At 49.1% G+C, this 22,084-nt stretch carries 21 protein-coding genes; 14 read left to right on the top strand and 7 right to left on the bottom strand.

Annotation, left to right across the window (positions count from 1 at the left end; genetic code table 11):
- The first annotated feature begins 5 nt into the window (after positions 1–5).
- The 7 genes from ACE5KN_RS09065 (at position 6) to ACE5KN_RS09035 (ending at position 4,277) form a co-directional block, all read left to right on the top strand.
- On the top strand, positions 6–314 hold the full coding sequence (locus ACE5KN_RS09065) for a PTS sugar transporter subunit IIB (RefSeq protein WP_375526670.1): 309 nt from the start codon (positions 6–8) through the stop codon (positions 312–314).
- 27 nt (positions 315–341) lie between these two features.
- The gene (locus ACE5KN_RS09060) at positions 342–1,631 is read left to right on the top strand and encodes a PTS sugar transporter subunit IIC (RefSeq protein ID WP_375526669.1); all 1,290 of its coding nucleotides are present in this window, start codon (positions 342–344) and stop codon (positions 1,629–1,631) included.
- 12 nt (positions 1,632–1,643) lie between these two features.
- On the top strand, positions 1,644–2,042 hold the full coding sequence (locus ACE5KN_RS09055; protein ID WP_375526668.1) for a tetratricopeptide repeat protein: 399 nt from the start codon (positions 1,644–1,646) through the stop codon (positions 2,040–2,042).
- Positions 2,043–2,097: 55 nt separating this feature from the next.
- The gene (locus tag ACE5KN_RS09050; RefSeq protein ID WP_375526667.1) at positions 2,098–2,964 is read left to right on the top strand and encodes a class II fructose-bisphosphate aldolase; all 867 of its coding nucleotides are present in this window, start codon (positions 2,098–2,100) and stop codon (positions 2,962–2,964) included.
- A gap of 5 nt (positions 2,965–2,969) precedes the next feature.
- A complete protein-coding gene (locus tag ACE5KN_RS09045; protein ID WP_375526666.1) occupies positions 2,970–3,593 on the top strand; it encodes a P-loop nucleotide/nucleoside kinase family protein in 624 nt (207 codons plus the stop codon).
- Between the two features lie 148 nt (positions 3,594–3,741).
- Positions 3,742–3,981, top strand: coding sequence for a type II toxin-antitoxin system RelE/ParE family toxin (locus ACE5KN_RS09040; RefSeq protein WP_375526665.1), 240 nt, complete (start codon positions 3,742–3,744; stop codon positions 3,979–3,981).
- A gap of 2 nt (positions 3,982–3,983) precedes the next feature.
- Entirely contained in the window at positions 3,984–4,277 is a 294-nt protein-coding gene (locus ACE5KN_RS09035; protein WP_375526664.1) for a helix-turn-helix transcriptional regulator, read from the top strand.
- Between the two features lie 274 nt (positions 4,278–4,551).
- Here the strand turns inward: ACE5KN_RS09035 and ACE5KN_RS09030 are convergent, their stop codons facing one another.
- Complete coding sequence (locus tag ACE5KN_RS09030) at positions 4,552–5,415, bottom strand: AraC family transcriptional regulator (RefSeq protein ID WP_375526663.1); 864 nt, start codon at positions 5,413–5,415, stop codon at positions 4,552–4,554.
- Positions 5,416–5,784: 369 nt separating this feature from the next.
- Between ACE5KN_RS09030 and ACE5KN_RS09025 the strand changes: the two genes are divergently transcribed.
- The 3 genes from ACE5KN_RS09025 to rlmN all read left to right on the top strand — a co-directional run bounded on the left by ACE5KN_RS09025 (position 5,785) and on the right by rlmN (position 9,359).
- Complete coding sequence (locus ACE5KN_RS09025; protein ID WP_375526662.1) at positions 5,785–7,161, top strand: helix-turn-helix domain-containing protein; 1,377 nt, start codon at positions 5,785–5,787, stop codon at positions 7,159–7,161.
- Positions 7,162–7,789: 628 nt separating this feature from the next.
- Positions 7,790–7,975: a Spo0E family sporulation regulatory protein-aspartic acid phosphatase gene (locus tag ACE5KN_RS09020; RefSeq protein ID WP_375526661.1), complete on the top strand. Its 186-nt coding sequence runs from the start codon at positions 7,790–7,792 to the stop codon at positions 7,973–7,975.
- 319 nt (positions 7,976–8,294) lie between these two features.
- On the top strand, positions 8,295–9,359 hold the full coding sequence (gene rlmN, locus ACE5KN_RS09015) for a dual-specificity RNA methyltransferase RlmN (protein ID WP_375526660.1): 1,065 nt from the start codon (positions 8,295–8,297) through the stop codon (positions 9,357–9,359).
- Between the two features lie 72 nt (positions 9,360–9,431).
- On the opposite strand, the gene ACE5KN_RS09010 is transcribed toward rlmN, so the two are convergent.
- Both ACE5KN_RS09010 and ACE5KN_RS09005 read right to left on the bottom strand, forming a co-directional pair.
- Positions 9,432–10,343 (bottom strand): SDR family NAD(P)-dependent oxidoreductase, encoded by a 912-nt coding sequence (locus tag ACE5KN_RS09010; protein WP_375526659.1) that lies wholly within the window; start codon positions 10,341–10,343, stop codon positions 9,432–9,434.
- A gap of 114 nt (positions 10,344–10,457) precedes the next feature.
- Complete coding sequence (locus ACE5KN_RS09005) at positions 10,458–11,951, bottom strand: peptide MFS transporter (RefSeq protein WP_375526658.1); 1,494 nt, start codon at positions 11,949–11,951, stop codon at positions 10,458–10,460.
- A gap of 752 nt (positions 11,952–12,703) precedes the next feature.
- Here ACE5KN_RS09005 and ACE5KN_RS09000 point away from each other — a divergent pair.
- Together ACE5KN_RS09000 and ACE5KN_RS08995 are read left to right on the top strand one after the other, a co-directional pair.
- Positions 12,704–13,378 carry a pectate lyase gene (locus ACE5KN_RS09000; RefSeq protein ID WP_375526657.1) on the top strand — a complete coding sequence of 225 codons (675 nt, stop codon included), beginning with the start codon at positions 12,704–12,706 and terminating at the stop codon, positions 13,376–13,378.
- Between the two features lie 231 nt (positions 13,379–13,609).
- The gene (locus ACE5KN_RS08995) at positions 13,610–14,317 is read left to right on the top strand and encodes an aspartate/glutamate racemase family protein (RefSeq protein WP_375526656.1); all 708 of its coding nucleotides are present in this window, start codon (positions 13,610–13,612) and stop codon (positions 14,315–14,317) included.
- A gap of 179 nt (positions 14,318–14,496) precedes the next feature.
- On the opposite strand, the gene ACE5KN_RS08990 is transcribed toward ACE5KN_RS08995, so the two are convergent.
- Genes ACE5KN_RS08990 through ACE5KN_RS08975 form a run of 4 tightly spaced genes read right to left on the bottom strand, consistent with a single transcriptional unit; the run spans position 14,497 to position 19,048 of the window.
- Positions 14,497–15,918, bottom strand: coding sequence for an NAD-dependent malic enzyme (locus ACE5KN_RS08990; protein WP_375526655.1), 1,422 nt, complete (start codon positions 15,916–15,918; stop codon positions 14,497–14,499).
- 44 nt (positions 15,919–15,962) lie between these two features.
- Positions 15,963–17,489: a tripartite tricarboxylate transporter permease gene (locus ACE5KN_RS08985; protein WP_375526654.1), complete on the bottom strand. Its 1,527-nt coding sequence runs from the start codon at positions 17,487–17,489 to the stop codon at positions 15,963–15,965.
- A 21-nt stretch (positions 17,490–17,510) separates the two neighbouring features.
- Positions 17,511–17,966 carry a tripartite tricarboxylate transporter TctB family protein gene (locus ACE5KN_RS08980; protein ID WP_375526653.1) on the bottom strand — a complete coding sequence of 152 codons (456 nt, stop codon included), beginning with the start codon at positions 17,964–17,966 and terminating at the stop codon, positions 17,511–17,513.
- 56 nt (positions 17,967–18,022) lie between these two features.
- Positions 18,023–19,048 (bottom strand): Bug family tripartite tricarboxylate transporter substrate binding protein, encoded by a 1,026-nt coding sequence (locus ACE5KN_RS08975; RefSeq protein WP_375526652.1) that lies wholly within the window; start codon positions 19,046–19,048, stop codon positions 18,023–18,025.
- Between the two features lie 219 nt (positions 19,049–19,267).
- Here ACE5KN_RS08975 and ACE5KN_RS08970 point away from each other — a divergent pair, with 219 nt between their 5' ends.
- Both ACE5KN_RS08970 and ACE5KN_RS08965 read left to right on the top strand, forming a co-directional pair.
- Entirely contained in the window at positions 19,268–20,866 is a 1,599-nt protein-coding gene (locus tag ACE5KN_RS08970; RefSeq protein WP_375526651.1) for an ATP-binding protein, read from the top strand.
- Complete coding sequence (locus tag ACE5KN_RS08965; protein ID WP_375526650.1) at positions 20,863–21,588, top strand: response regulator; 726 nt, start codon at positions 20,863–20,865, stop codon at positions 21,586–21,588. The genes ACE5KN_RS08970 and ACE5KN_RS08965 overlap by 4 nt, the downstream gene beginning before the upstream one ends.
- Positions 21,589–22,084 lie beyond the last annotated feature (496 nt).

The raw sequence follows: 22,084 nt of genomic DNA, 5'->3' as shown, positions 1-22,084 counted from the left end.
GCAGCATGAAAAAGGTAAACATCTTATTCGTATGTGGAGCAGGCTTGGGAAGCAGTTTTGCTTGTCAAATGGCGGCTGAGGATGTTCTAAGCAAGTTAGGTGTTGATGCAAAACTGGATCATAGCGATATCTCGTCCGCAGTATCGAATAAACCGGATATTATCATGACCGCGCAAAATTTCCGCACTCAATTTGAAAAATTCTCGATTGATCCTAAACAGACGACCATTATTTATTTGAAAAATATTGTATCCAAACAAGAGATTGAAGAAAAAATCACCCCTGTATTACAGGAAAAAGGCGCTTTAGCCTAATAGCTTCCCAAGAGAAGGAGGGGGAAAATGGAAGTAGTCAACTTTATCATCCAGAATATCCTGACACAAGCATCCATCACCGTCGCCTTGATTGCGATGTTAGGATTAATTTTGCAAAAGAAGTCCGTAGGACAAATCATTTCAGGTTCGTTAAAGACATTGTTAGGGTTTATGGTATTGTCTGCGGGTTCCAGTATTATCGTCGGCAGTTTAACTTATTTCGGCAAGATTTTTACAGAAGGGTTCCATATGCAAGGGATTATTCCTTCGATTGAAGCGATTAACGGTCAAGCAATGAATGAATTAGGGTTAGGTCGGGATATCGCACTAACATTTTTAGCTATCTTTGTATTTAACATTTTAATTGCCCGGTTTACGAAATGGAAATATATCTTTTTAACGGGTCAGGCTATTCTCTGGATGTCAACGATGACAACGGTGTTTGGTTATTTTGCAGGCTTGCGTGGTGCTGCATTGATTTTGGTAGGCGGTTTCATTGGGGGCGTCTTTGCCGTAGCCATGCCGGCGATTGCACAACCGTTTGTTCGCAGGATTACTGGTATGGATGAAATTGCTCTGGGGCATTTTTGTACGATTGGTTATGTGCTGGAAGCGGGTGTGGCGAAGCTATTTGGTGAAAAAGGTGAAAAGAAAAAATCAGTTGAAGATTTGAAGTTACCTGCGCAATTCGAGTTTTTACAAGACACGTATCTGTCATTAATGGTGGTCATGGTTCCTCTTTATATCATTACGGCCGCGTTTGCAGGTCAAGAGTTTGGTTCTACCTTATCAGGAAGCACCAACTATATCATGTTTGCGTTTATCCAGTCCATTCAATTCGTAGTAGGAGTGTATGTCTTATTAGCTGGGGTTCGCTTACTGCTGGGTGAAATTGTTCCGGCATTCAGAGGGATCGCCATGCGCCTGGTTCCCAATGCGGTGCCTGCGCTGGATTGTCCAGTATTGTTTCCATATAGCCCCAATGCAGTCATTGTAGGGTTCATCACAACTACGATCGGTTCCATTATTGCCATGTTTGTATTGCCTGTCTTTGGTTGGGCTATGATCTTGCCAGGTATACTGACAAACTTCTTCGCGGGTGGTACTGCCGGTATCTTTGGCAACTTAACAGGCGGACGCCGCGGAGCCATTATTGGAGGTATTGTGCACGGCTTCTTCATTACACTGCTGCCGGCACTGTTAGTTACCATTTTCAACAATATGGGATTTGTCAATGCAACAGCGACAGATGTGGATACCGTAGCAGCCGCTTTGCTATATGCATGGATCATTGGTCCAATTATGAAAGCGTTTTAGGGGGGTTGCATCATGTTCGGATTTGGCAAGAAGAGAGATAAAGAATCGAAAAAAGAAGCGGCAGCAGAAGCAATATTAACTGAAGAACGAAAGGAAGAATTATTACGTACGATCTCTTTGAAGAAGGAAGAAGTCAATCAAATAGCCGGAGAGGAACAAGCGAAAATTTATGAAGAGATCGGCTTGACATTCTATGAGCTTGGTGAAGAGGATCATGCGATGGATGCATTTGAAAAGAGTCTGCAAGCGAAAAAGTCGGTTGGAGATGGTTATAAGATTTTATTAAAACTATACAACAAAAAACGTGCAGAAGCAGCAAAAGTAAATGATGAAGAATCCTTACAGCTCTATTTAAAAAAGATGGATCAAATGATGCAGGTATCCAAAGATGTTACGCGTGGTGTGCGATAAGGCAGAAAAACAAACAGTGCGAGTTCAAAAGTTCATATGGGGAGGAAACTGATTCATGTATATCACATTAAAAGAAGCGACACGCAGAGCGGAAGAATTAAATTATACCGTTGGTGCGTTTAACGCACATAATTTAGAGATGCTGCCTGATATGATACGTGCGGCAAAAGAGCAAGGGGCGCCCATTATTATTCAAACAAGTATAGATACAGCGAAATATGTGGGTCATGAAAATTTCGTTGCCGTATGCAAGTCCATGGCCACAAGAGAAATGGTAGATGTAGTGCTGCATTTGGACCATGCAAGAGATTTCAATGATATTAAAGAGGCCATTGACAAAGGGTATACATCCGTGATGTATGATGGCTCTCATTTACCCTTTAAAGAGAATATTATGAAGACAAGGGCGGTAGTAGATTATGCACACAAACATGGTGTTTCGGTAGAGGGTGAATTAGGGACAATCGGCGGTACTGAAGAAGGGGTCCATGTGGATGAAGACAAGAAGGTTTATACGGATCCCAAAGATGCCGCAGAGTTTGTCAGAGCGACAGGGGTAGATGCCTTGGCCATTGCCATCGGTACTAATCACGGTCAATATAAGTCCAAAACCGAAGTAAATATACCGCTATTAAAAGAAATCAATGCGGCAGTCGATGTGCCTTTGGTTATTCATGGGGGTACGGGTGTGAAGGAAGAGGATATCCATGAATTAATTGATAACGGAATCCGTAAATTTAATGTAGGTACAGAGTTGTTAGTCACATGGACGCAAACAGCGAAGGAAACTTTTAAAGAAACAAAAGTGAGTAAATCATTACGTCACAATATTATTCCATGTAATGAAGCAGTGAAAGAAATTGTAAAACACAAAATAGGCATTTTTATGAATAAAGAGGGTCATCTCAATACCATGAGGTGACAGGAATGGATAGAGTTCTGATCTTGCTGGCAGGCCTGCCGGGAACGGGAAAAACCTATCTCAGTCATATCCTGAATCATTTTTTCGGTTCTTTTTATATGCTTTCTCAGGATAGTCTGAAAGAATATTATTGTGATTTGTATGGTTTTAATAATTTGGACGAAAAGCGGGAAGTAGAACAGACAGCATGGGCCAAATACTATGAAATCATGGAGCAGCAAATGCAAGCAGGCAGCAATATCATATCTGATTATCCTTTTAGCCAGAAGCAGAAACCCCGTATTCAGAAGTTGGCTGAAGAATATGATTATAGGGTACTAACTATTCGATTAATTGCCGATTTAGATGTGTTGTTTGAACGGCAAAAAAAGCGGGATTTGGACCCGGCAAGGCATTTAAGCCATATTGTAACTTCATACCAAAAGGGGCTGCATCTAGCCGATCGAAGCAAAGCGGATCATTTATTGACGTATGAAGAATTTATTAAAAGATGCACAACAAGAGGATATGACACGTTTGAGCTAGGAAAGTTATATGAAGTAGATGTAACGGATTATACAAAAGTGAATTATTCCAAGTTGTTGGAAGATATAAAACGGTGGGATGAACATCATAATGCAAAGAATTGAGTAAGTATAAGAAAAATTCAAAAGTGTTAGACTCCACAATTAGGGACTTCACATTTGTGGAGTCTTTTTTAAATCTTCAGCTGCTTTTTGATCCATCACAAAGGAAACCCATGTATGATCTATTTGTTATAATTAGATCATCTACTGCTTGAATCGATTAGAAGATAGAGGAACACGAGCTGGTGAGAGGTTTACTAAGAGGATTTCAGGTGATATATGGGAGCTACGCCCAGGTCATAATCGTATTCTCTTTTTTGGATGGAATGGAAATCACTTTGTTCTCCTACATCACTTCGCCAAAACAACACAAAAGACACCTCTAAAGGAAATTGCGATTGCTAAAAAACGAATGGACAGTTGGCTGCTGAGAAACGGAAGGAGTGAATGATGATGAAAAACTGGAGCGATAAGAAGAAGGAGTTAAAGTCCATAGATCCAATACGGATGAATGAGCTTGAAGCTGTTGCCCAACTTGTGAATATTATTCATCAAAGACGAATCGAACTTGGATGGACACAAAAGGAGTTAGCCGATAAAGTAGGGCTTCATCAGGAATCCATTGCGCGAATTGAAAATGGAGGATCTATTCCCCGATTAGATACAGTATTTAGACTAGCTATTGCCCTGGGGATGAAGCTAAGCTTGCATGGAGCGGAGGAGGCTGCGACTGTGAGTATAGGCTAACGACGGTATAAGTACACAAACAGATAACCGAGTGCTACTATTCCTGCGCTAATTAAGCCAACGATCAACCCATATGCATCTACTTTTCCTGAAAACAAATAAATAGCGAAGAGTGCAGTAAAAAACGTAAGAACCAAGTTTCCAGCAAAGTTTTTCAAAATTAACAATCCCTTCTATGAATATGTACACAAAAAACATAAATATTCCTTTTGAATGAATAAGTGTGAAACAAAAATCCGGTAGAGGTGCTCTCTCACCGGATTTTTGTTGTTTTTTATTTCTTCATAATTGGAATCCAAACTTCTGTACGGTAGTCTTCCGCTGCCGGGTCACCTGGCGGATAGACCTCAAGCTCCGGCGCATCGGCATGCTGATAACCTGTGGCAGGGAACCACTCCTGGTAGATCCGTTGCCATACGCCCTGGATGGCATCGGGCATGGGACCGACCACAGGGAATACGGCCCAGGTGGAAGCAGGCACCTCATGCGTAATAAAGTCACCCGACGCAGCAGCATCCTTTTCACTCTCTGCAGCGATCATGTAAGTAAGCTGATCCGGATCATCCGTTACTGCCATGCAAATCCCCAATGTAACGCCATCTGCTCTCAGCGCCATCAGATCATCAGTCGTGCCGTCGGAGTTGCTCTGCTGCCAGAAGGCGGGAATCGCCTTAAAGTTCTCTCCATCCTTCATTGACACCTGTATCGACTTGCCTACTACAGTAAAGCCTGATTTCTCCACAATGCGGTAATCCATGTCTTGATCTCCTTTCAAGGATAAATGGAAGGATATGCGCGGAAAGGCCTTCAGGCTCACGCCGGGATCACGCGCTTCCGAGGGCGAAATCCCGTGCAGCTTCCGGAATGCTTTGGCGAAGGATTCAGGCGAGTCATAGCCGTACTTAAGCGCCGTATCCAGCACCTTCGAGGAGGAGATGGCCAACTCCTGTGCGGCCAGCGTCAGCCTGCGCTTGCGGATATATTCTGCAACGGTCATGCCCGTGAGCATATGAAACATCCGCTGAAAATGGAACGTAGAGGAGCAGGCGGCCTTGGCAATGTCGCTAGCCGATATCGGTTCTTCCATATGCTCCTCGATATAATCCAGAGCATCCTTCATGCGCGTCAACCATTCCAACCTCTTCACCTTCCTTGCCTTGATCATACCACCGGCATGCTGGAGCCTTCCTGTTCTAACGTGCTGTCATTGGACAGATTTTGCTAAAACTAACATATCACACAAAAAGGAAAAGTGGTGCACTACTTAGGAGACGAATTCCTTAGTTCGGCCCTGTCAGCCATAGCCTGACGTAGTAGTGGCTTTACATATACCTACAGACAGGAGATATAAAGTTTATTGGCTGGAAAATTCGACTTTTTCAGCTTTATTTGCTCGATATTGACGTTTTTAAGTGATTGACCGACGTTCAATTTATCGGATACTATAATCTATAGATTAATACTAAATTTTGGTTTTTTCATGTGTGGTAGAGGGGGTGAGTCTGGTTTGAAGTCAGACAATATAATTCGTGAAACACTCAATACATACATGCATAAACATAATTTAAGTTTCACTCAGTTTCTACAAATTTCAGGCCTGAATGCCGGCACGTTGAGCCGGATTCTTCAAGGCACGAAGCCAATTTCAATGCGGCAGTTAGAGTCTATAACGTCAGCGATGGGGTTACCCGAGGATTTTTTGTTTGAATCCTATGTTGAAGAATGCTTTGCTTTCACCACAAGCATGCGGCGGATTCGCCCCTTTATTTTTCGGTGTGCTGAACTGAACCGAGTAGACCTGATCGAACGGATTGTTCATCGGTTATTGGATGATCTGTCGTACACTTCCGCTTTGTTTGATGTGGCAGAAGACTTATTTGCTTCTGAACATAGACAAGCTGCGGCGATTATTTATAACCAGGTGAGCGAAGCAGAAAGATTCCAGCATTCAGAACGATTGGCCATTTGCCGTTATCGCTTATTCGAACTATCGTTAGGGAATGACCTGGAAGAGAATTTAAGATCGGCTATTTTGTTTGAGGCGTATGTGAGTCGTTTGGATGAAGTAGATCAGCTCGATGCATTGAAACAGCTGATCCATGTTATGGGAACTGTTCATAAGTGGAAAAAGGTAGATGAACTTGCAGTGGAAATGCTGCGAATCGCTACGATCCAGTATGAACAGCCTTCAACTGACCGAAAACCGAAACAGCCATTCTATTTTTATATTTTGTATGGTTGGCTTATTCGTTCCACCGTCTGTGAAGAATTCCATGATTACGATGGAGCTTTAAGTTATGTTTCGCAGTATGCACAAGGAGAACTATGGATACGTGAGAATGACGAAGAAGCTCGTCGGTGTATTTACCAGTTTGCTGAATGGGCAACCGCCAATACCTACTTATACCGAGTCTTGTCCGGAAAATCTGACGCATTAGAGGAATACGCGGATTTTGTTGCTTCCCGTCCAGATGAAATCTTTTATGCCTTGGGTTATATGGTCAAAGCAGCTAACCGCTTCGACTTTAATATTGATCACATATTGGATCGCTTTTCGGCGTATATTCCATCAACCGAAATGGAGGGAAAATATGGTCCATATAACAACTCTGTGGTGAAGGAAAAGCTTGCCCAATTCTATGGCGATTTAGGCGTATACCGATTCAAAAAGGGGCAGGGTAATGTAATAAAACCCATACTCGAAGGTTTGCGATTATCGGTTAGAATCAACAGCATAAAAAATATTCTTAACGGTTTGACACGATTTGAAATGTACAGGGAATGGGCAAGCGAGGCAGAAATACAGGATTTCAAATTGCTGTCAAGTGAGGTGAATCGGATCAATGAGAAAAATAGGTATTTGGTTGTCCTGGGTTATGAGTAGCTTTGTGGTTGTAGTTGTTTCGACGGTTGTATCAACAATGGGTCATGGATGGGGAGGAGGCTAATTTTTTATATCAAGGAACTTCCTTAACGATATGACGCTATTTGAAATGTACATGGATTGGGCGAGCGAGGAAGAAGTACAGGATTTCAAGTTGCTGTCAGGTGAGGTGAAATCGAATCAATGAGAAGAATAGGTATTTGGTTATCCTTGGTTACGAGTAGCTTTGTTGTTGGAGTTGTTGCGACAGTTATAACTACAATGGGTCATGGAATAGGCGGAGGATAATTTTTTATATTGGCAGTATTTTTTTGAAGACTTTCCATACGGAAGGTCTTTTTTTCTTAGCAGATAGCTGCAGGACCCTCATTTTTCTGGCCGGATTGCAACCAGGGCATTGTTAAAACCAAGCCTGGATAATGAGGCTGGCTGAAGCTTAGAGATCATTCAGTTGCAGGAGACGGGGCCGCTCCGGTCTGCTGGATTGAATGGGGAAGCATGGGCAGAAAACCAGGATAGCGATCGGGTTGATACTACCGGGTTCCAATAACTGGTTACTTACCATCTTTGTATTATGCAATTATTTGACAAATAAACCTAAAATACCACATAAGGAGGGTTGTAGCCTATGACAAGCAGCAAAGTAATACTGCGAATCCGCATTGAGCGGGAACGGCAAAGATTGCATTTGCTGGTGCAGAGGTATGGTGAACTGAGTCATCCGAGAGTACTTAAACAATCCATTCGACTGGATGAGCTAATCAATCAGTACAACCGAATGGGGAAAGAGAAAATTAAAAAGCCGATTGCGTAAACAATCGACTTTGGGCGAGAAACTTTTACCGGGTTGCCTCGCCCTTTTATTTTATCAGATCATGAAAAGGTCAGCGAAATTATTTTAAGGCATAATTTTGCCACGGCAGCTGTAAGCTCTCCGCATCTCCCTGGCACAAGACAGTCAACCAGCGCTCCCCGCATGCTTTCGTAAAAATCCCTGCCGGTTCCTCTTGTTTATACACTGAAATTTTGGGAAAATAAGAATTAGGCTTTGAAACGCTCCAGGCCTGCAAAATCCGACAAAATGTTTCACGTGGAAACATTTTTCACGATATAGATGGAAATGAGGGTATTGAATGAATAAACCATCCATTTATGGATTGACGATAGAGCAACTGACGGCATGGCTGGAGGAAAGAGGCCACAAGAAGCACCGCGCTACCCAGGTGTGGGGATATCTGTACCGCCAGCGGGTTGCGGCATTTGCCGAAATGACGGAGCTTCACCCTTCCTGCATTCAGCTGCTCGAAGAGCATTTTGTCATCCGGACACTTGAAGAGCATGTCAGACAGGAAGCGGCGGACGGAACGATCAAGTTTCTGTTCAGGCTGGAAGACGGGAACCTTATTGAAACGGTGCTGATGCGCCAGAAATACGGCCTGTCGGTCTGTGTCACGACTCAGGTCGGCTGCAATATCGGCTGCAGCTTCTGTGCGAGCGGTCTGATCAAGAAGAGCCGGGATCTGACGAGCGGTGAGATCGTGGAGCAAATTATGAAGGTTCAGCTTCACCTGGACGGGAAGCAGCAGGGGGAGAAGGTGACCCATGTGGTAGTGATGGGCATCGGGGAGCCGTTCGACAACTACGGCAATCTGCTTGATTTCCTTAACATCATCAAGGATCATAAAGGCCTTGCCATTGGTGTGCGCCGTATTACAGTATCGACGAGCGGGCTGCCGGACAAGATCAAGGAATTTGCCGATAGCGGCTTGCCGGTCAATCTGGCGATTTCGCTTCATGCCGCAAATAATGACCTGCGTACCCGGATTATGAAAATTAACCGTGCGTATCCGATAGAACAGTTAATGGAAGCGGTCGATTATTATCTGGAGAAGACCAAGCGGAGAATTATGTTCGAATATATCCTGCTCCGGGATGTCAATGACCAGAAGGAGCACGCGCTGGAGCTTGCGGAGCTGCTGCAGGACAAACAGCGGCTCGCCAGCGTGAACCTGATCCCGTACAATCCGGTGGATGAACACAGCCAGTATCAGCGCAGCGAGCAGGAGTCGATCCTCGGCTTCTATGATACGCTGAAAAAGCAGGGGATTAACTGCACCGTACGTATGGAGCACGGAACGGACATTGATGCGGCCTGCGGCCAGCTGCGCAGCAAACAGATCCGCAAAAATACAGCCTGACCCAAAAAAGAGCCATAAGGACGGTTCAAACCGCTCCCTTATGGCTCTTTTCTTCTGTCAGGGGTCGTCGGCTTAGCGTTTGGCGATAAGATCTTCCCGCTTCATTCGCTCTCTTACGCCGCCGCTGATGCCGGAACCACTGCTCAGCGGCTGATGCAGGCTGCCGGACGTGCCCGGGCTGAATGGTGCCTCTTGAATCTGGTTATAGATATGCTTGGCGTTCAGATTCTCCGTTAATCCGGGCAGCAAATTGCTGGAGATCGCCGTGCCTTTGGTCAGGGCACCCACTTCAAGATCCTCCTGCGGATTGTCAATCAGCCCTACCATCGCGTCAATCACATGCTCGGGGTCATCCATCGGCTTCATTTGCGGAGTATGCCCGCTGTAGTTGCCTGCGTGCTCAAACCAGGGTGTATCGGTGGCCCAGGGGCTTACGCTGCATATATGAATATCTTTATAGCCTTCCAGCTCGATTTCCCGATACAGCGCCGAGGTTAGTCCCAGAACGGCAAATTTGGAGGCGCTGTAGCTGGGGTAGTAAGGAAATGCGACCTTGGCTGCGATGGATGCAACGTTGATCAGGGTGCCGGCTCCGCGTTCCTTGAAATGGCGCAGCGCGTAGTGGCTGCCATAAATGGTGCCCAGCAAGTTGATCTCAATTAAACGCACATGATCTTCAAGAGGGATGTCGGTAAACGAGCCAATCGCGCCGACACCTGCGTTATTAATCCAGACATCGATAGAGCCGAATTTTTCGATGGCCATTCTCGTCAGGCGTGCAATATCCTCCTGCCTGCTGACATCCGTCGTTACGGCGATGGCGCTCCCGCATTCTCTCGCCAGTTCCTCAATCAGGTCCGTCCGCCGCGCGGCAAGAACCAGATTAGCCCCTTCTGACGCAAGCCTTCTGGCGACCCCTTTGCCAAAGCCGCTGGAAGCCCCCGTAATGACTACAGTTTGCCCTGTACGAAGCTTGGTGTTCAATTTTCTGCCTCCTCCTTTTACATCAGTCATGTACTTTTACTTTCTCCATACCCGGTTGAGGGGGAAATAAACAGCATGGAGACCCTATTTTGAAAATGAGAGAAGCCAGTGGATCTAACGCACGCCTTGCATGAAGTTCTGAATCTTCGGCGCCGCTGCAAAAAGAAGAATACCAAGAACGATGGATACTGCACCGATGATGCCGAAGTAGGCCATCTCATTCTCCGCACTGTAGAGCTGAACGACCTGCGCGTTAATAGCTTGACCGGCCGCATTGGACAGAAACCAGAGGCTCATGGTCTGCGCGGAGAAGGCGGCAGGCGCCAGCTTGGTCGTGGCGGACAGTCCGACCGGTGACAGGCACAACTCGCCAACCACAACGAGGAAATAGCTGAGCACAAGCCATAGCGGATTCACCAGCGAATCCGGGCCGCCCCAATAGGCAGGCAGCAGAATAACGAGAAAGGACAGCCCGGCAAACAGCAGCCCGAACGAGAATTTACGCGGAATAGTAGGCTGCCTCCGCCCCAGTTTAACCCATAACCAGGCGAATGCCGGGGCAAGCACAATGATAAACAGTGGGTTCAGTGACTGGAACCATGCCGGGGAAAGCTCAATTCCCGCCCAATTCAGCTGTGTCCGTTGATCCGCATAATTGGCCAGAATCGTAGAGCCCTGCTCCTGAATCGCCCAGAACATAACCGAAGCGATGAACAGGGGGATATATGCAAGCACTCTGGACCGTTCCACGGCGGTGGTCTTTGAGCTTTTGTACATGACTACGAAGTAGGCAATCGGGATCAATATGCCTAGAATGCCCACCAATGTGATGAAGCTGTCAAAGGTGAGAGCTCCTGCAGGAATCGCAATCGCGACCAGCACAGCGATGATGGCCGCACACAGACCCAGTATGCCGAACACCTTCTTTTTCTCTTGAGGCGACAGCGGGTTGGGTACGAGAGTGCCGGCGAGGCCCAAATATTTCTTGCGCGTAGAGACGAACAGAACCAGCCCGAGGAACATCCCTGCGGCAGCGATGGCGAAGCCGAGATGGAAGCTGTAATCCATGCCCACGGTGCCCACGACTAAAGGAGCCAAGAAGCCTCCAAGATTGATCCCCATGTAAAAAATACTGAAGCCCGCGTCTCGCCGCTCGTCCTTTTCGCTGTACAATTCACCGACAACACTGGATACATTCGGCTTTAACAGCCCCGTACCAAGAACGATAAGCACCATCGAGATGAAAAACATATAGACGGTTCCGGGAACCGCCAGTGCCAGGTGGCCCAGCATAATCAGGATGCCGCCGTAAAATATCGCCCGCGAAGTGCCAAGTATACGGTCGGCCAGCCATCCGCCGATAATTCCCGACATATATACCAGCGAGCCGTAAATGGACATGATGGCGAGAGCAGTAGGCTCAGGCAGCCCAAGTCCTCCTCTGGATACTTCGTAATAAATGTAATAGACAAGAATAGCCCTCATGCCGTAATAGGAAAACCGCTCCCAGAATTCCGTAAAGAACAGCGTGAACAATCCCCGGGGATGACCGAAAAAGCCTGTCTGCGGCACGCTGGCAGATACTTTTTCTTTTGTAGAATCCGTCACGTAATAACCTCCTTTTAATAACGTCAATGAATATATTACCCATGTTGGAGACGAATAAGTCTTTTAACAGCCTTCCGATAGAAGTCCCCTTCCTCTATAGGGAGGGGATGAATATCGGTTAGGCGAAGCCTAAATGAACTTGTCTAATGTATAAAACTCGTGCTTTCCTAGTCGACTATTTGTGTGGTATGATGGGAATATATGTTCTCGTTAAATCACGTTTCAATTTCGTCTCTACCGTTGGTGTGTAGATGAAATTAGTGGCAGGAAGAGAACTGTCACGAGCGCGATCCTATTCATGTCCTTTTCAAGGCGCATCCCAACACTGGTAAGAAACCCCTACTTCTAAGTCAAGCGTAAGTAGGGGAGGTTCATCAGCATGAACCTGTCGCCGCGTAATTCCCATCGAGAGAATCTGGTAGATATAATTGGCTCCGTTCTGGCAGAATGCTGGCTGGAACCCGGGCTGTGGATTTGATGATATGGAAAAATTTAGTATAAACGAACTAAGAGTTCGGAAGGCCAAATGGGTTAAACGGCCTCTATTCTGTATAGTTAAAAGGTAGGATTGAAGGAATTGCAGAAATAATTATAATTGAAAAATATACCAATATGATAAGTCGATTTCCATTTCGCGTTGGTTATTGAAAACGTTCACAAAAGAGAGGTGCACATCTCTTTTAGGAAAACAGCATGAGAAATGGGGGTGTGTCTTATCGTAAATCTCAAGGTATAGAAAGGATGCAAAGGCTATGAAAAAAGGTTTGGCAGCTCTTTTGTTATCCGCATTATTGATCACTTCATTCGGTGCCGTAAGCAGCAAGGTGCACGCCGCGCCCCAGGTGGTTTCGCAAACGATTCTTGTGAAGGCGGGCGAGACATTTGATGGGAAAGGACAAACTTATGTGGCTAATCCGGATACACTCGGAGACGGAAGCCAGGATGAAGGGCAGAAGCCCATTTTCCGTCTTGAGAACGGAGCCACGCTTAAAAATGTAATTATTGGCGCTCCGGGAGCCGATGGTGTACATTGTTATGGAAATGCTACCATCTCGAATGTAACCTGGCAGGATGTAGGAGAAGATGCTCTGACATTGAAAGCCAAAGGTACGGTTAACATTACAGGCGGAGGAGCCTATAAAGCTTATGATAAAGTGTTCCAGGCGAATGCAGAGGGCACCATTAACATTAAGAACTTCAAAGCCAATGATATCGGCAAGCTGGCCCGCCAGAACGGCGGCACGTCCTATCAGGTGAACTTCACGCTGGACAACTCGGACATTTCCGATGTCAAGGACTCCATTTTCAGAACGGATAGCAGTAAAAGCACGGCGAAAATAACCAACACGAGATACTCGAATGTGCCGACGCTGTTCAAAGGCTTTGCATCTGGCAAGACAAGCCAGTCCGGTAATACGGAGTATTAAGCCTGTATAAAGCCATGCGGCCGGCCTTTGTAAGTGGCGGGGTTCAACCCATAAGTAAAGCCTGTTCCTCTCGCGGGGCAGGCTTTTTTCGCTTATGGCCGCTTTTCTTGACAGGCCTGGCTGCCATATCAGAATGTGTGAGCAAGCTACTCATCAAGAGCGGCAGACTTGTTGAACATAATGTGGTGTTGATACAATTGGGACTGCAACTGAATCCAGGGTGAATATCAATTGAATATTTTGCAGGATATTAAGAAAGCAGGTGCTGTGATGAAGAGGCTGGCTTGTTTGCATGCCCATTACTCAAATGTCGAATACATAGAACAGGCTCTTGCTCCCTTTGAACTGGAGCTGGTGCATTACACGGATCCCGGACTCATCCGCCGTATGTCGTCCGATCCGTGTTTCAGCCAGGTCGAAGCTCTCGAACACGCAACGAGTCAGCTGGAATGGATGATGGATTGCGGGGCGGATGTCGTGCTGGTGACTTGCACCCAATACGCAGCACTGCTGGAAGAGAGCAGGCAGGAGTGGCGGGTGCCGGTGATCACCATCGACGAGCCCTTTTTTGATGTTTTGTGCAGCAGTGAACAGCCGCAGATTGTGCTGTTTACAAACCCTGCGACGGTGGAAGGCACGATGAGAAGGCTGCATGCTTTTGCAGAGGCGGCTGGCAAGGCACCGCAAGTGGAGGCACAAGTGATCAGAGAGAGCTTCGAGCTCGTTATGGAAGGGAAAAAGGAAGCGTATCTGGAGAGAGTGTCCGGTTATATGAAGGAGCTGATTCAAACCGGAGAGCGGCGTATGATCTTTGCGGCCCAACTGTCCATGACGGAGGCGACAGAGGCGGTTGAAAGAGAGTGCCGCTGCGAAATCGGCAACCCACTGAAGGCGCTTGTGCCTTCCCTGACCGCTGCATTGGGTCTGGAGCGCCGCTAAAAAGTATCTGGAAGCCGCGTGAGACAAGACAAACCACCGAACCAGGTGGCTCCTGATACCGGTGGTTTGTCTGACATTAGGGTGGGCTTCTTAAGAAGCGCTTTCAATCATGAACAGTTACATTCAAATGATGCTTGCCGAACCTCCAGCATGGCGGCTTCGGCTTCAAAACCTGCGAATTACCTGTATTCGCGTGGAATTCTGCGGGCCGTGCCGGTACGGATGGCTGCTTGCACGACCTTGTCGCGGATGGCTTTGACCACCTGCTGGTTGAAGACGCTCGGGATAATATAAAGCGGATTAAGCTCCTCTTCCGAAATGGCGGAAGCGATGGCTTCAGCGGCCGCGAGCTTCATCTCTTCATTGATTTGCGAGGCCCGGCAGTCTAGCGCTCCCCGGAAGATGCCCGGAAAGCAGAGCACATTATTGATCTGGTTCGGATAATCGGAGCGCCCGGTGGCGATGACGGCGGCGATATCCTCGATGTCCTCAGGCCGGATTTCCGGCACCGGGTTGGCCATGGCGAATACAATCGGCTTAGCGGCCATATTTTGGACATCCTCGCGGCTGAGGATGCCCCCCGCGGACACCCCGATAAATACATCGGCGCCGTGGATGACCTCCTGCAGCGTCCCTTGCACTCGTTCCGGATTCGTATGCTCCGCATACCACTGCAGCATGCGGTTGTCATACTGGTTGCCCGCAGCGATGGCACCCATCTTGTCGACACCGATGATATTTTTAACGCCTGCGGACAGCAAAATCCTACTGCATGCGATGCCGGCGGCGCCAATGCCGCAGACCACCACTTTAATGCTGTCGATGGACTTGCCGACGATTTTCAGGGCATTGATCAGGGCGGCATAGAGAACTACAGCAGTGCCGTGCTGGTCGTCATGGAAGACGGGAATATCCAGCTCCCGGCGCAGCCGCTCTTCGATCTCAAAGCAGCGCGGAGAAGAGATGTCCTCCAGGTTGATGCCGCCGAAGGCGGGAGCGATGGCTTTAACCGCTGCAATAATCTCCTCGGTATCCTGGGTGTTCAGGCAGATGGGGAAGGAATCGACCCCGGCAAACTGCTTGAACAGCATGGATTTGCCCTCCATTACGGGCATGGCGGCGTACGGGCCGATATTGCCGAGTCCCAGCACTGCGCTGCCGTCGGACACGACGGCGACCGTGTTTCTTTTTACCGTCAAGGAATAGGCTTTGTCCGGTTCCTCATGGATTGCCATGCAGACGCGCGCCACATCCGGCGTATATACACGTGACAGATCGTCGCGGTTCTGGATCGGGGTTTTGGGCTGGGTCTCGATTTTACCGCCGAGATGCAGCAGGAAAGTGCGGTCCGAAATGTTGACCAGACGCACGCCTTCCATATTTTTAACCGCTTCCGTAATGATGCTGATATCCACGCTGTCTGTCACGGTAATGGTGATGTCGCGTACGGTCATGTTCCGGCTCGTCGAAATTACATCAATGGCCACAATATCTCCGCCGGCGGCGAAGATCACGGACGCTACCTGTCCGAAATTAATCGTGTCCGTCTGAATCTCGAGTCTGAGTATGATGCTTTTTCCCCCAAGTCTGGTATTCCCCATGGCAGTCTCCTCCGGTTCACGTGATTTGAATTGGCATATTGCCTCTACACTTCTTCGTTAACGACCACCTGTTTCCCTCTCTTTTTCATGAAAACAGGTACCAGCAGCCAAAGTACGGCGATCAGCAGAAAGATGGCAGACAGCGGTTTTTGCAGAAAAATCATGAAGTCGCCGTTGGATGTCGTGAGCGCTCGGCGCATGTTGTTTTCAATCATCGGCCCCAGAACAAGCCCCAGCACCAGCGGAGCCAGCGGGTAATCGTTGCGCGCCAGCAGGAAGCCGGCCACGCCGCATCCGAGCAGCAGAAGGAGATCGAACAGCTGCACCTGCACGGCATATACACCAAATATTGAGATGGCGATGATGATGGGCAGCAAATATTTGGGCGGCGTCTGAATAATCTTGGCAAACACCTTGACCAGCGGCAAGTTGAGCACCAGCAGCATCAAGTTGCCGATCAGCATGCTGGCGATCAGTCCCCACGCTACCTGGGGATGCTCATCAAAGAGCAGCGGGCCTGGCTGAATGTTGTACATGATCAGGGCGCCCATCAAAATGGCCGTCGTGCCTGAGCCCGGTATGCCAAGGGTGAGCAGCGGGATCATGGCACCGCCGGAGGCTGCGTTATTCGCCGATTCGGGGGCTGCCACACCTGCGATATTGCCCTTGCCGAACGTTTCCGGATGCTTGCTCACTTTCTTCTCTACAATATAACTGAAAAAGGAAGCAAGCGTGGCTCCCGCACCTGGCAGGATGCCGATGAAAAAGCCGAGCAGCGAGCCGCGCGCAATCGGCCCGGCGCTGTCCTTCATATCCTGGCGGGTAGGAAGGATGCGGCCGATTTTGGCGGTCTTGCCTCCTGAGTAATCCTTTTCCAGGATGGTCTTGAACACTTCGCCGAGGGCGAACAGGCCGACGGCCACGGTCAGAAATTCGAGACCGGAGTACAGAATGGGAATATCGAAGGTGAACCGTGCCACTCCGGAAACGGTGTCCATGCCGATCGTGGCGAGCAGCAGCCCGCTGACCGTCATGATGAGCGCTTTCGTCACTGATTTGCCGGCCAGGCCGCTGACAGCGCAGAGCCCGAGCAGCATCAGGGAGAAATAGTCGGCTGGCCCAAACTTGATGGCCACGTTGGAGAGCGGGTCAGCAAGCAGAATGAGGGCCACCAGAGCGACCAAACCAGCGACAAACGAGCCGATCGCCGCAATCGCGAGCGCTGGGCCTGCCCGACCCTGCCGGGCCATCTGATATCCGTCCAGCGTCGTGACAACGGAGGAGGATTCTCCCGGCGTATTCAGCAGGATGGAGGTGGTCGAGCCGCCATACATCGCTCCGTAATAGACCCCGGCAAGCAAAATAATGGAGCTTGTGGCCGCTGCTTCCGGGCTCAGTCCGCCCGTCATCGAAGCGGTCACCGGAATCAGCAGTGCGACGCCGCTCATCGGCCCGATGCCCGGCAGCACGCCGACGGCCGTGCCGATCAGCACACCAATAAAAGCAAACAGTAAATTGTGCCACTGCAGGGCGGTGGCGAATCCATCAGCAAGATACTGCAGTGTACCCATGAATGTCCCTCCTTGTGCGGATCATGAGAACCATACCGGGAAGCCGGGCATGGAGCCTTCCAGAATGACTACGAAAAGAACGTATACGCCAACCGCGAAGAGCGCGGCAATCAGCACCGATTTCAGCCATTTTCCCCGCTCCAGCACCTGAAAGCAGAACAGCAGGAACAGGAAGGTGGTAAGGATGTACCCGAGCGTTTCAAACAAGAGCGCATAGAGGACGGCTGAACCAAAAATAAGCAGAAAGCGCTTGTAATCCAGCTTTGCCGCCTTGTAGTCTCCGCCCTTGGAAACCAGCACTTCGTAGAAAAGACGGATACTGAGCAGAATTAGCAGCCCGCCAAGACAGAAGGGGAAAATATTCGGCCCGACGGTGCTACCGTAGGCAGACGCGCTGATCTGCGTACTCTGCCACATGAATCCGATGCCGAGCAGCAGGAATACAATACTGGCATAGCGGTCAAACGTTTTGTTCAAGGAAATGCACCTCCTGATGCTTGCAACGAGGGGAGTCGCGCTCCCCTCGGCGGATATTATTTTTGCATGCCGAGCGCGGTCAGCAGTTCAAGCACGACTTTGTCCTGTTCCTCCAGGAACGCGGCGAAATCGCTGGAGTTGCGATACTCGCTCTGCCAGTCATTCGCCTGCAGCTCCTTTTTCCAGGCATCATGCTCAGAGAGGGTCTGCAGCGTCTTATCCCAGTACGCGATTTCCCCCTCCGACATGCCCTTCGGACCAAACACGCCCCGCCAGATCGTAAATTCTGAATCGATGCCCAGCTCCTTCAAGGTTGGAATATCTTTAAAATCGCCATCCAGCCGTTCTGCGGAGGTTACGGCGAGGATTTTGATTTTGCCGGACTTCAGATAGCTGCCGAGCGAGGAGATGTCCGTTCCAATGGCATCTGCATTGTTGCCGAGCAGGGCGGCGATGGCCTCTCCACCCCCGTCATAGGATAAATATTTAATGGTTTTCGGGTCGACACCCGATTTGAATGCTGGTAAAATGCTGATTAAATGATCCATGGAGCCCGGTGCGGAGCCGCCTGCAAGCGTAACCTGTGAGGGATCGGCCTTGATATCGTCAATCAGGCTCTGGAGATCGTTGTACTTGGAATCCGCTGCCACGGCAATGGCGCCGTAGTCCTTCGTCAATTGGGCCAGCGGGGTGACATCCTGGTAGCCGTAAGGGCTGTTGCCCTCCTTTTTCAGCTTGTTGATGAGCAGTGGAGGAGAACTGACGAACAGCTTATAAGGATCGTTTTTATCCTTGGTCACATATTCAGCCAGAAAGACAGTACCGCCGCCGCCCGGCTTATTCTCAACCGTCATCGTCTGATCGACAAGTTTGGCTTCCGAGAGCACTTTGGTCAGCGATCTTGCGGTTTTATCCCATCCGCCGCCTGCCCCGGAGGGAGCGGTTATAATCAGTGGCTTTTCGGGATACCCAGAGGCAGATTTGTTCCCGTCACCCGATGACGCAGAATTACATGCCGTCATGCTGATGGCAGTAACAGCAGTCAGCAGAAGGACGGTCCAAAATTTCCGTTTTGTTCTCATGAAGCGATTCCTCCTTGAGCAAAAGTGAGTATTCAAGACTTTTTTGTAAACGCTTACTTGAATTCGTATGCTTATACTACCACTCCTCATTTTTGCTGCACAGCATATGAACATAAGTTAAAAAAAGGGCTTATTGTGCATTTTGTTCATAAAGTTCACAGGATTTTTAGATGGTTATACATATACATCAAGAGCTTCACCTTGCAGGGGGGACCATAGATGCGATTGCAGACAAGGCTTATTCTCCTGATCGGCACACTGCTGCTGGTTACGATTATTGTGCTGACTCTGAGCTTTGAACGGATGCTGGCTGCAGTGCAGCAGCAGAATACAGGCGCGGCCGCGCTGAAGATCGCCAAGGCGGTGGCCTCGCTGGAGGTGATCCGCAGCGGTTTTGAGGCGGATGATCCCTCCTCTGTCATTCAGCCGGTCGCGGAGCAGATACGGGCGGAAACCGGTGCCGAATTCATTGTAGTCGGCAACCGGAACGGCATCCGCTATGCCCATCCCATTGAAGAGCGGATCGGTATGAAGATGGTGGGGGGCGATAACGGTCCGGTGCTGCAGGGGCAGGCCATTATATCGGAGGCGGTCGGCTCGATGGGGGCCTCGGTGCGGGGGAAGGCGCCTGTCTTTGACCGGACCGGCCAGGTGGTTGGCGTCGTCTCTGTAGGCTTCATGATTGAGAAGCTGCAGCGGGAAGCGGCAGCCTACCGGACTGGCATTATGCTGACCGCCGCCTTGACTCTTTTATCCGGCTGTGCAGTCGCCATATGGATCGCCCGGCGGGTGAAGCGGTCCATCTTTGGGCTTGAGCCCCATGAAATCGGCATGCTGTATCAGGAAAAGAAAGCCATCCTGGAAACCGTTCACGAAGGGATTATTGCCGTGAATGAGGTGGGCGGCGTTACATTGGTTAACCAGACGGCGATGAAGCTGCTGGGCAGGCAGGAGGGCGAGGAAATCATAGGCACACCCATTCTTGAGCTGCTGCCGGAATCTCGCTTGATGGAAGTGCTTCAGACGGGAAGAGCGGAGCTCGATCAGGAAATGCTGATTAACGGCAGTACGGTTGTCGTGAACCGACTTCCCATCCGCGATTACGAGCAGCGTGTCATCGGTGCGGTATCCAGCTTCCGCAACAAATCGGAGCTGCTGCGTGTTACGGAGGAGCTGACACAGGTCAAGCGGTATGCCGAGGCGCTCCGTACGCAGACCCACGAATATTCCAACAAGCTGTATACCATTTACGGGCTGATTCAGCTGGAGTCCTATCAGGAGGCTATGGATCTGATCACGCATGAGACCGACGTGCATCAAAACCTGATTCATTTTCTCATGCGGGAGATCCCCGATCCGATGATCGGCGGCATTCTGATCGGCAAGTTCAACCGTGCCAATGAATTAAAGGTTGAATTGACCGTAAATGAGAGCAGTTCTTTTAAAAAAATCCCTGAGGATATGGACCGGAACCATCTGGTGACGATTATCGGCAACCTGATCGACAATGCGCTGGAGGCGGTGATTGATGCGGAGGAAGGCCGTCGTCGGGTCAACGTGTTATTGTCAGACCGGGACGGGAGCTTGCTCATCGAAGTTGCGGACCTTGGAGCGGGCGTACCGGAGGAGGCTGCCGCTCATATATTCCAAACAGGCTACTCTACCAAAGCCGCGAACGGAAGAGGCTTCGGACTGGCCATTGTCAGGCAGGCTGCTGAGGAGCTGGGGGGAAGCATCAAGTTTCAGTCGGCCGCCGGGCGGGGAACCGTATTTCAAGTGAACATTCCGATTTCCGATCGAAAGGGGGAGAGCCTGTGATTCGGGTATTGATCATCGAAGACGATTTGCGGATTGCCGGGATCAACCGCCGTTTTGTCGAGAAGACAGGAGGCTTTGAAGTCATCGGCATTGCGACGGATGAACAGCAGGCGTATGAGCATCTGGAAATCCTGGAGCCAGACCTGGTTTTGCTGGATTTGCATTTTCCCCGCATGGATGGGCTGGATCTGTTCCGGTATATTCAGACGCATTATCCATTGACGGATGTCATCATCGTTACGGCGGTTCGGGATTTTGATACGGTCAGGGAAGCTATCCGGCGCGGCGTGTATGATTTTATGATTAAGCCGGTGGTCTTTGAGCGTTTTCAGGAGAAGCTGAAGGCCTATGAATCCTACCATCGGCAGCTGCAGACCATGAGCGGGCCGGATCAGGAGATTGACCAGGAGAAGATTGACCGGCTGCTGTGGGGTGCGGGGGATAGAAGCAGAGACAAGGAGCCTTACTTTCCTAAAGGCATCGACAAGCTGACAAGGGAGAAGATAGAGGCGTTTATCCGCGAATGCCCGGAGGTGATCACTGCCGAGGAGCTGGGCAGAAAGGCAGGCTTCAGCCGGACGACGGCCCGCCGCTATCTGGAGTATTTTGTGTCCAAAGGTGAAATGACTGCGGATATATCGTATGGTACGGTCGGAAGGCCGGAAAGAGTCTATAAAAGAAAAACGTCTCTTGGTATAGAAAAGGACGTCCCGGGTCAATAGACTATATGGGATGTCCTTTTTTTGATGGTTATAGAATTTTATAACTCATCTTTCGCAGCATGAAATCGGCAAACAAGCCTTGATGTAACTGGGTAAAATGGGTGTCTGTAGGGGATGGTGTTTGATATCTGGTGTCTGCTGTCTGGTGTCCGTTACCTGATGCCTGTAGCCTGTAGCCTTTCCATACAGCCTTGCATGATTATCCCTTTTACTCAGACTCTCAGTCAGTTTCACATCACCTAAACGCTCCGCTTTCTCCTAAGATCGCTTCATGATCTTGAACCGAGCTGCTTCTCCATAAGGCACGATCAAAAATAATAGACCCATTTGATTGCCTTGGATAGCGTAACAACGGGCATTTTCGTGCTCCGCTTGATCCGTTATTTTCTTTAACGCGCCTAAAGTATATTTTCGGTTCCCGGTTTCCTGTTTTTCTTCACCTGATTCAATGGGATAATGGTGCAAGGCTTCTGGGCAGCGAGTTCACATGCCCTGC

It is taken from the genome of Paenibacillus terreus (assembly GCF_042138595.1).
GTDB lineage: Bacteria > Bacillota > Bacilli > Paenibacillales > Paenibacillaceae > Paenibacillus > Paenibacillus terreus.
The sequence above is the reverse complement of the archived record's forward strand: the minus strand, read 5'-3'. Positions and strand labels throughout refer to the sequence as shown.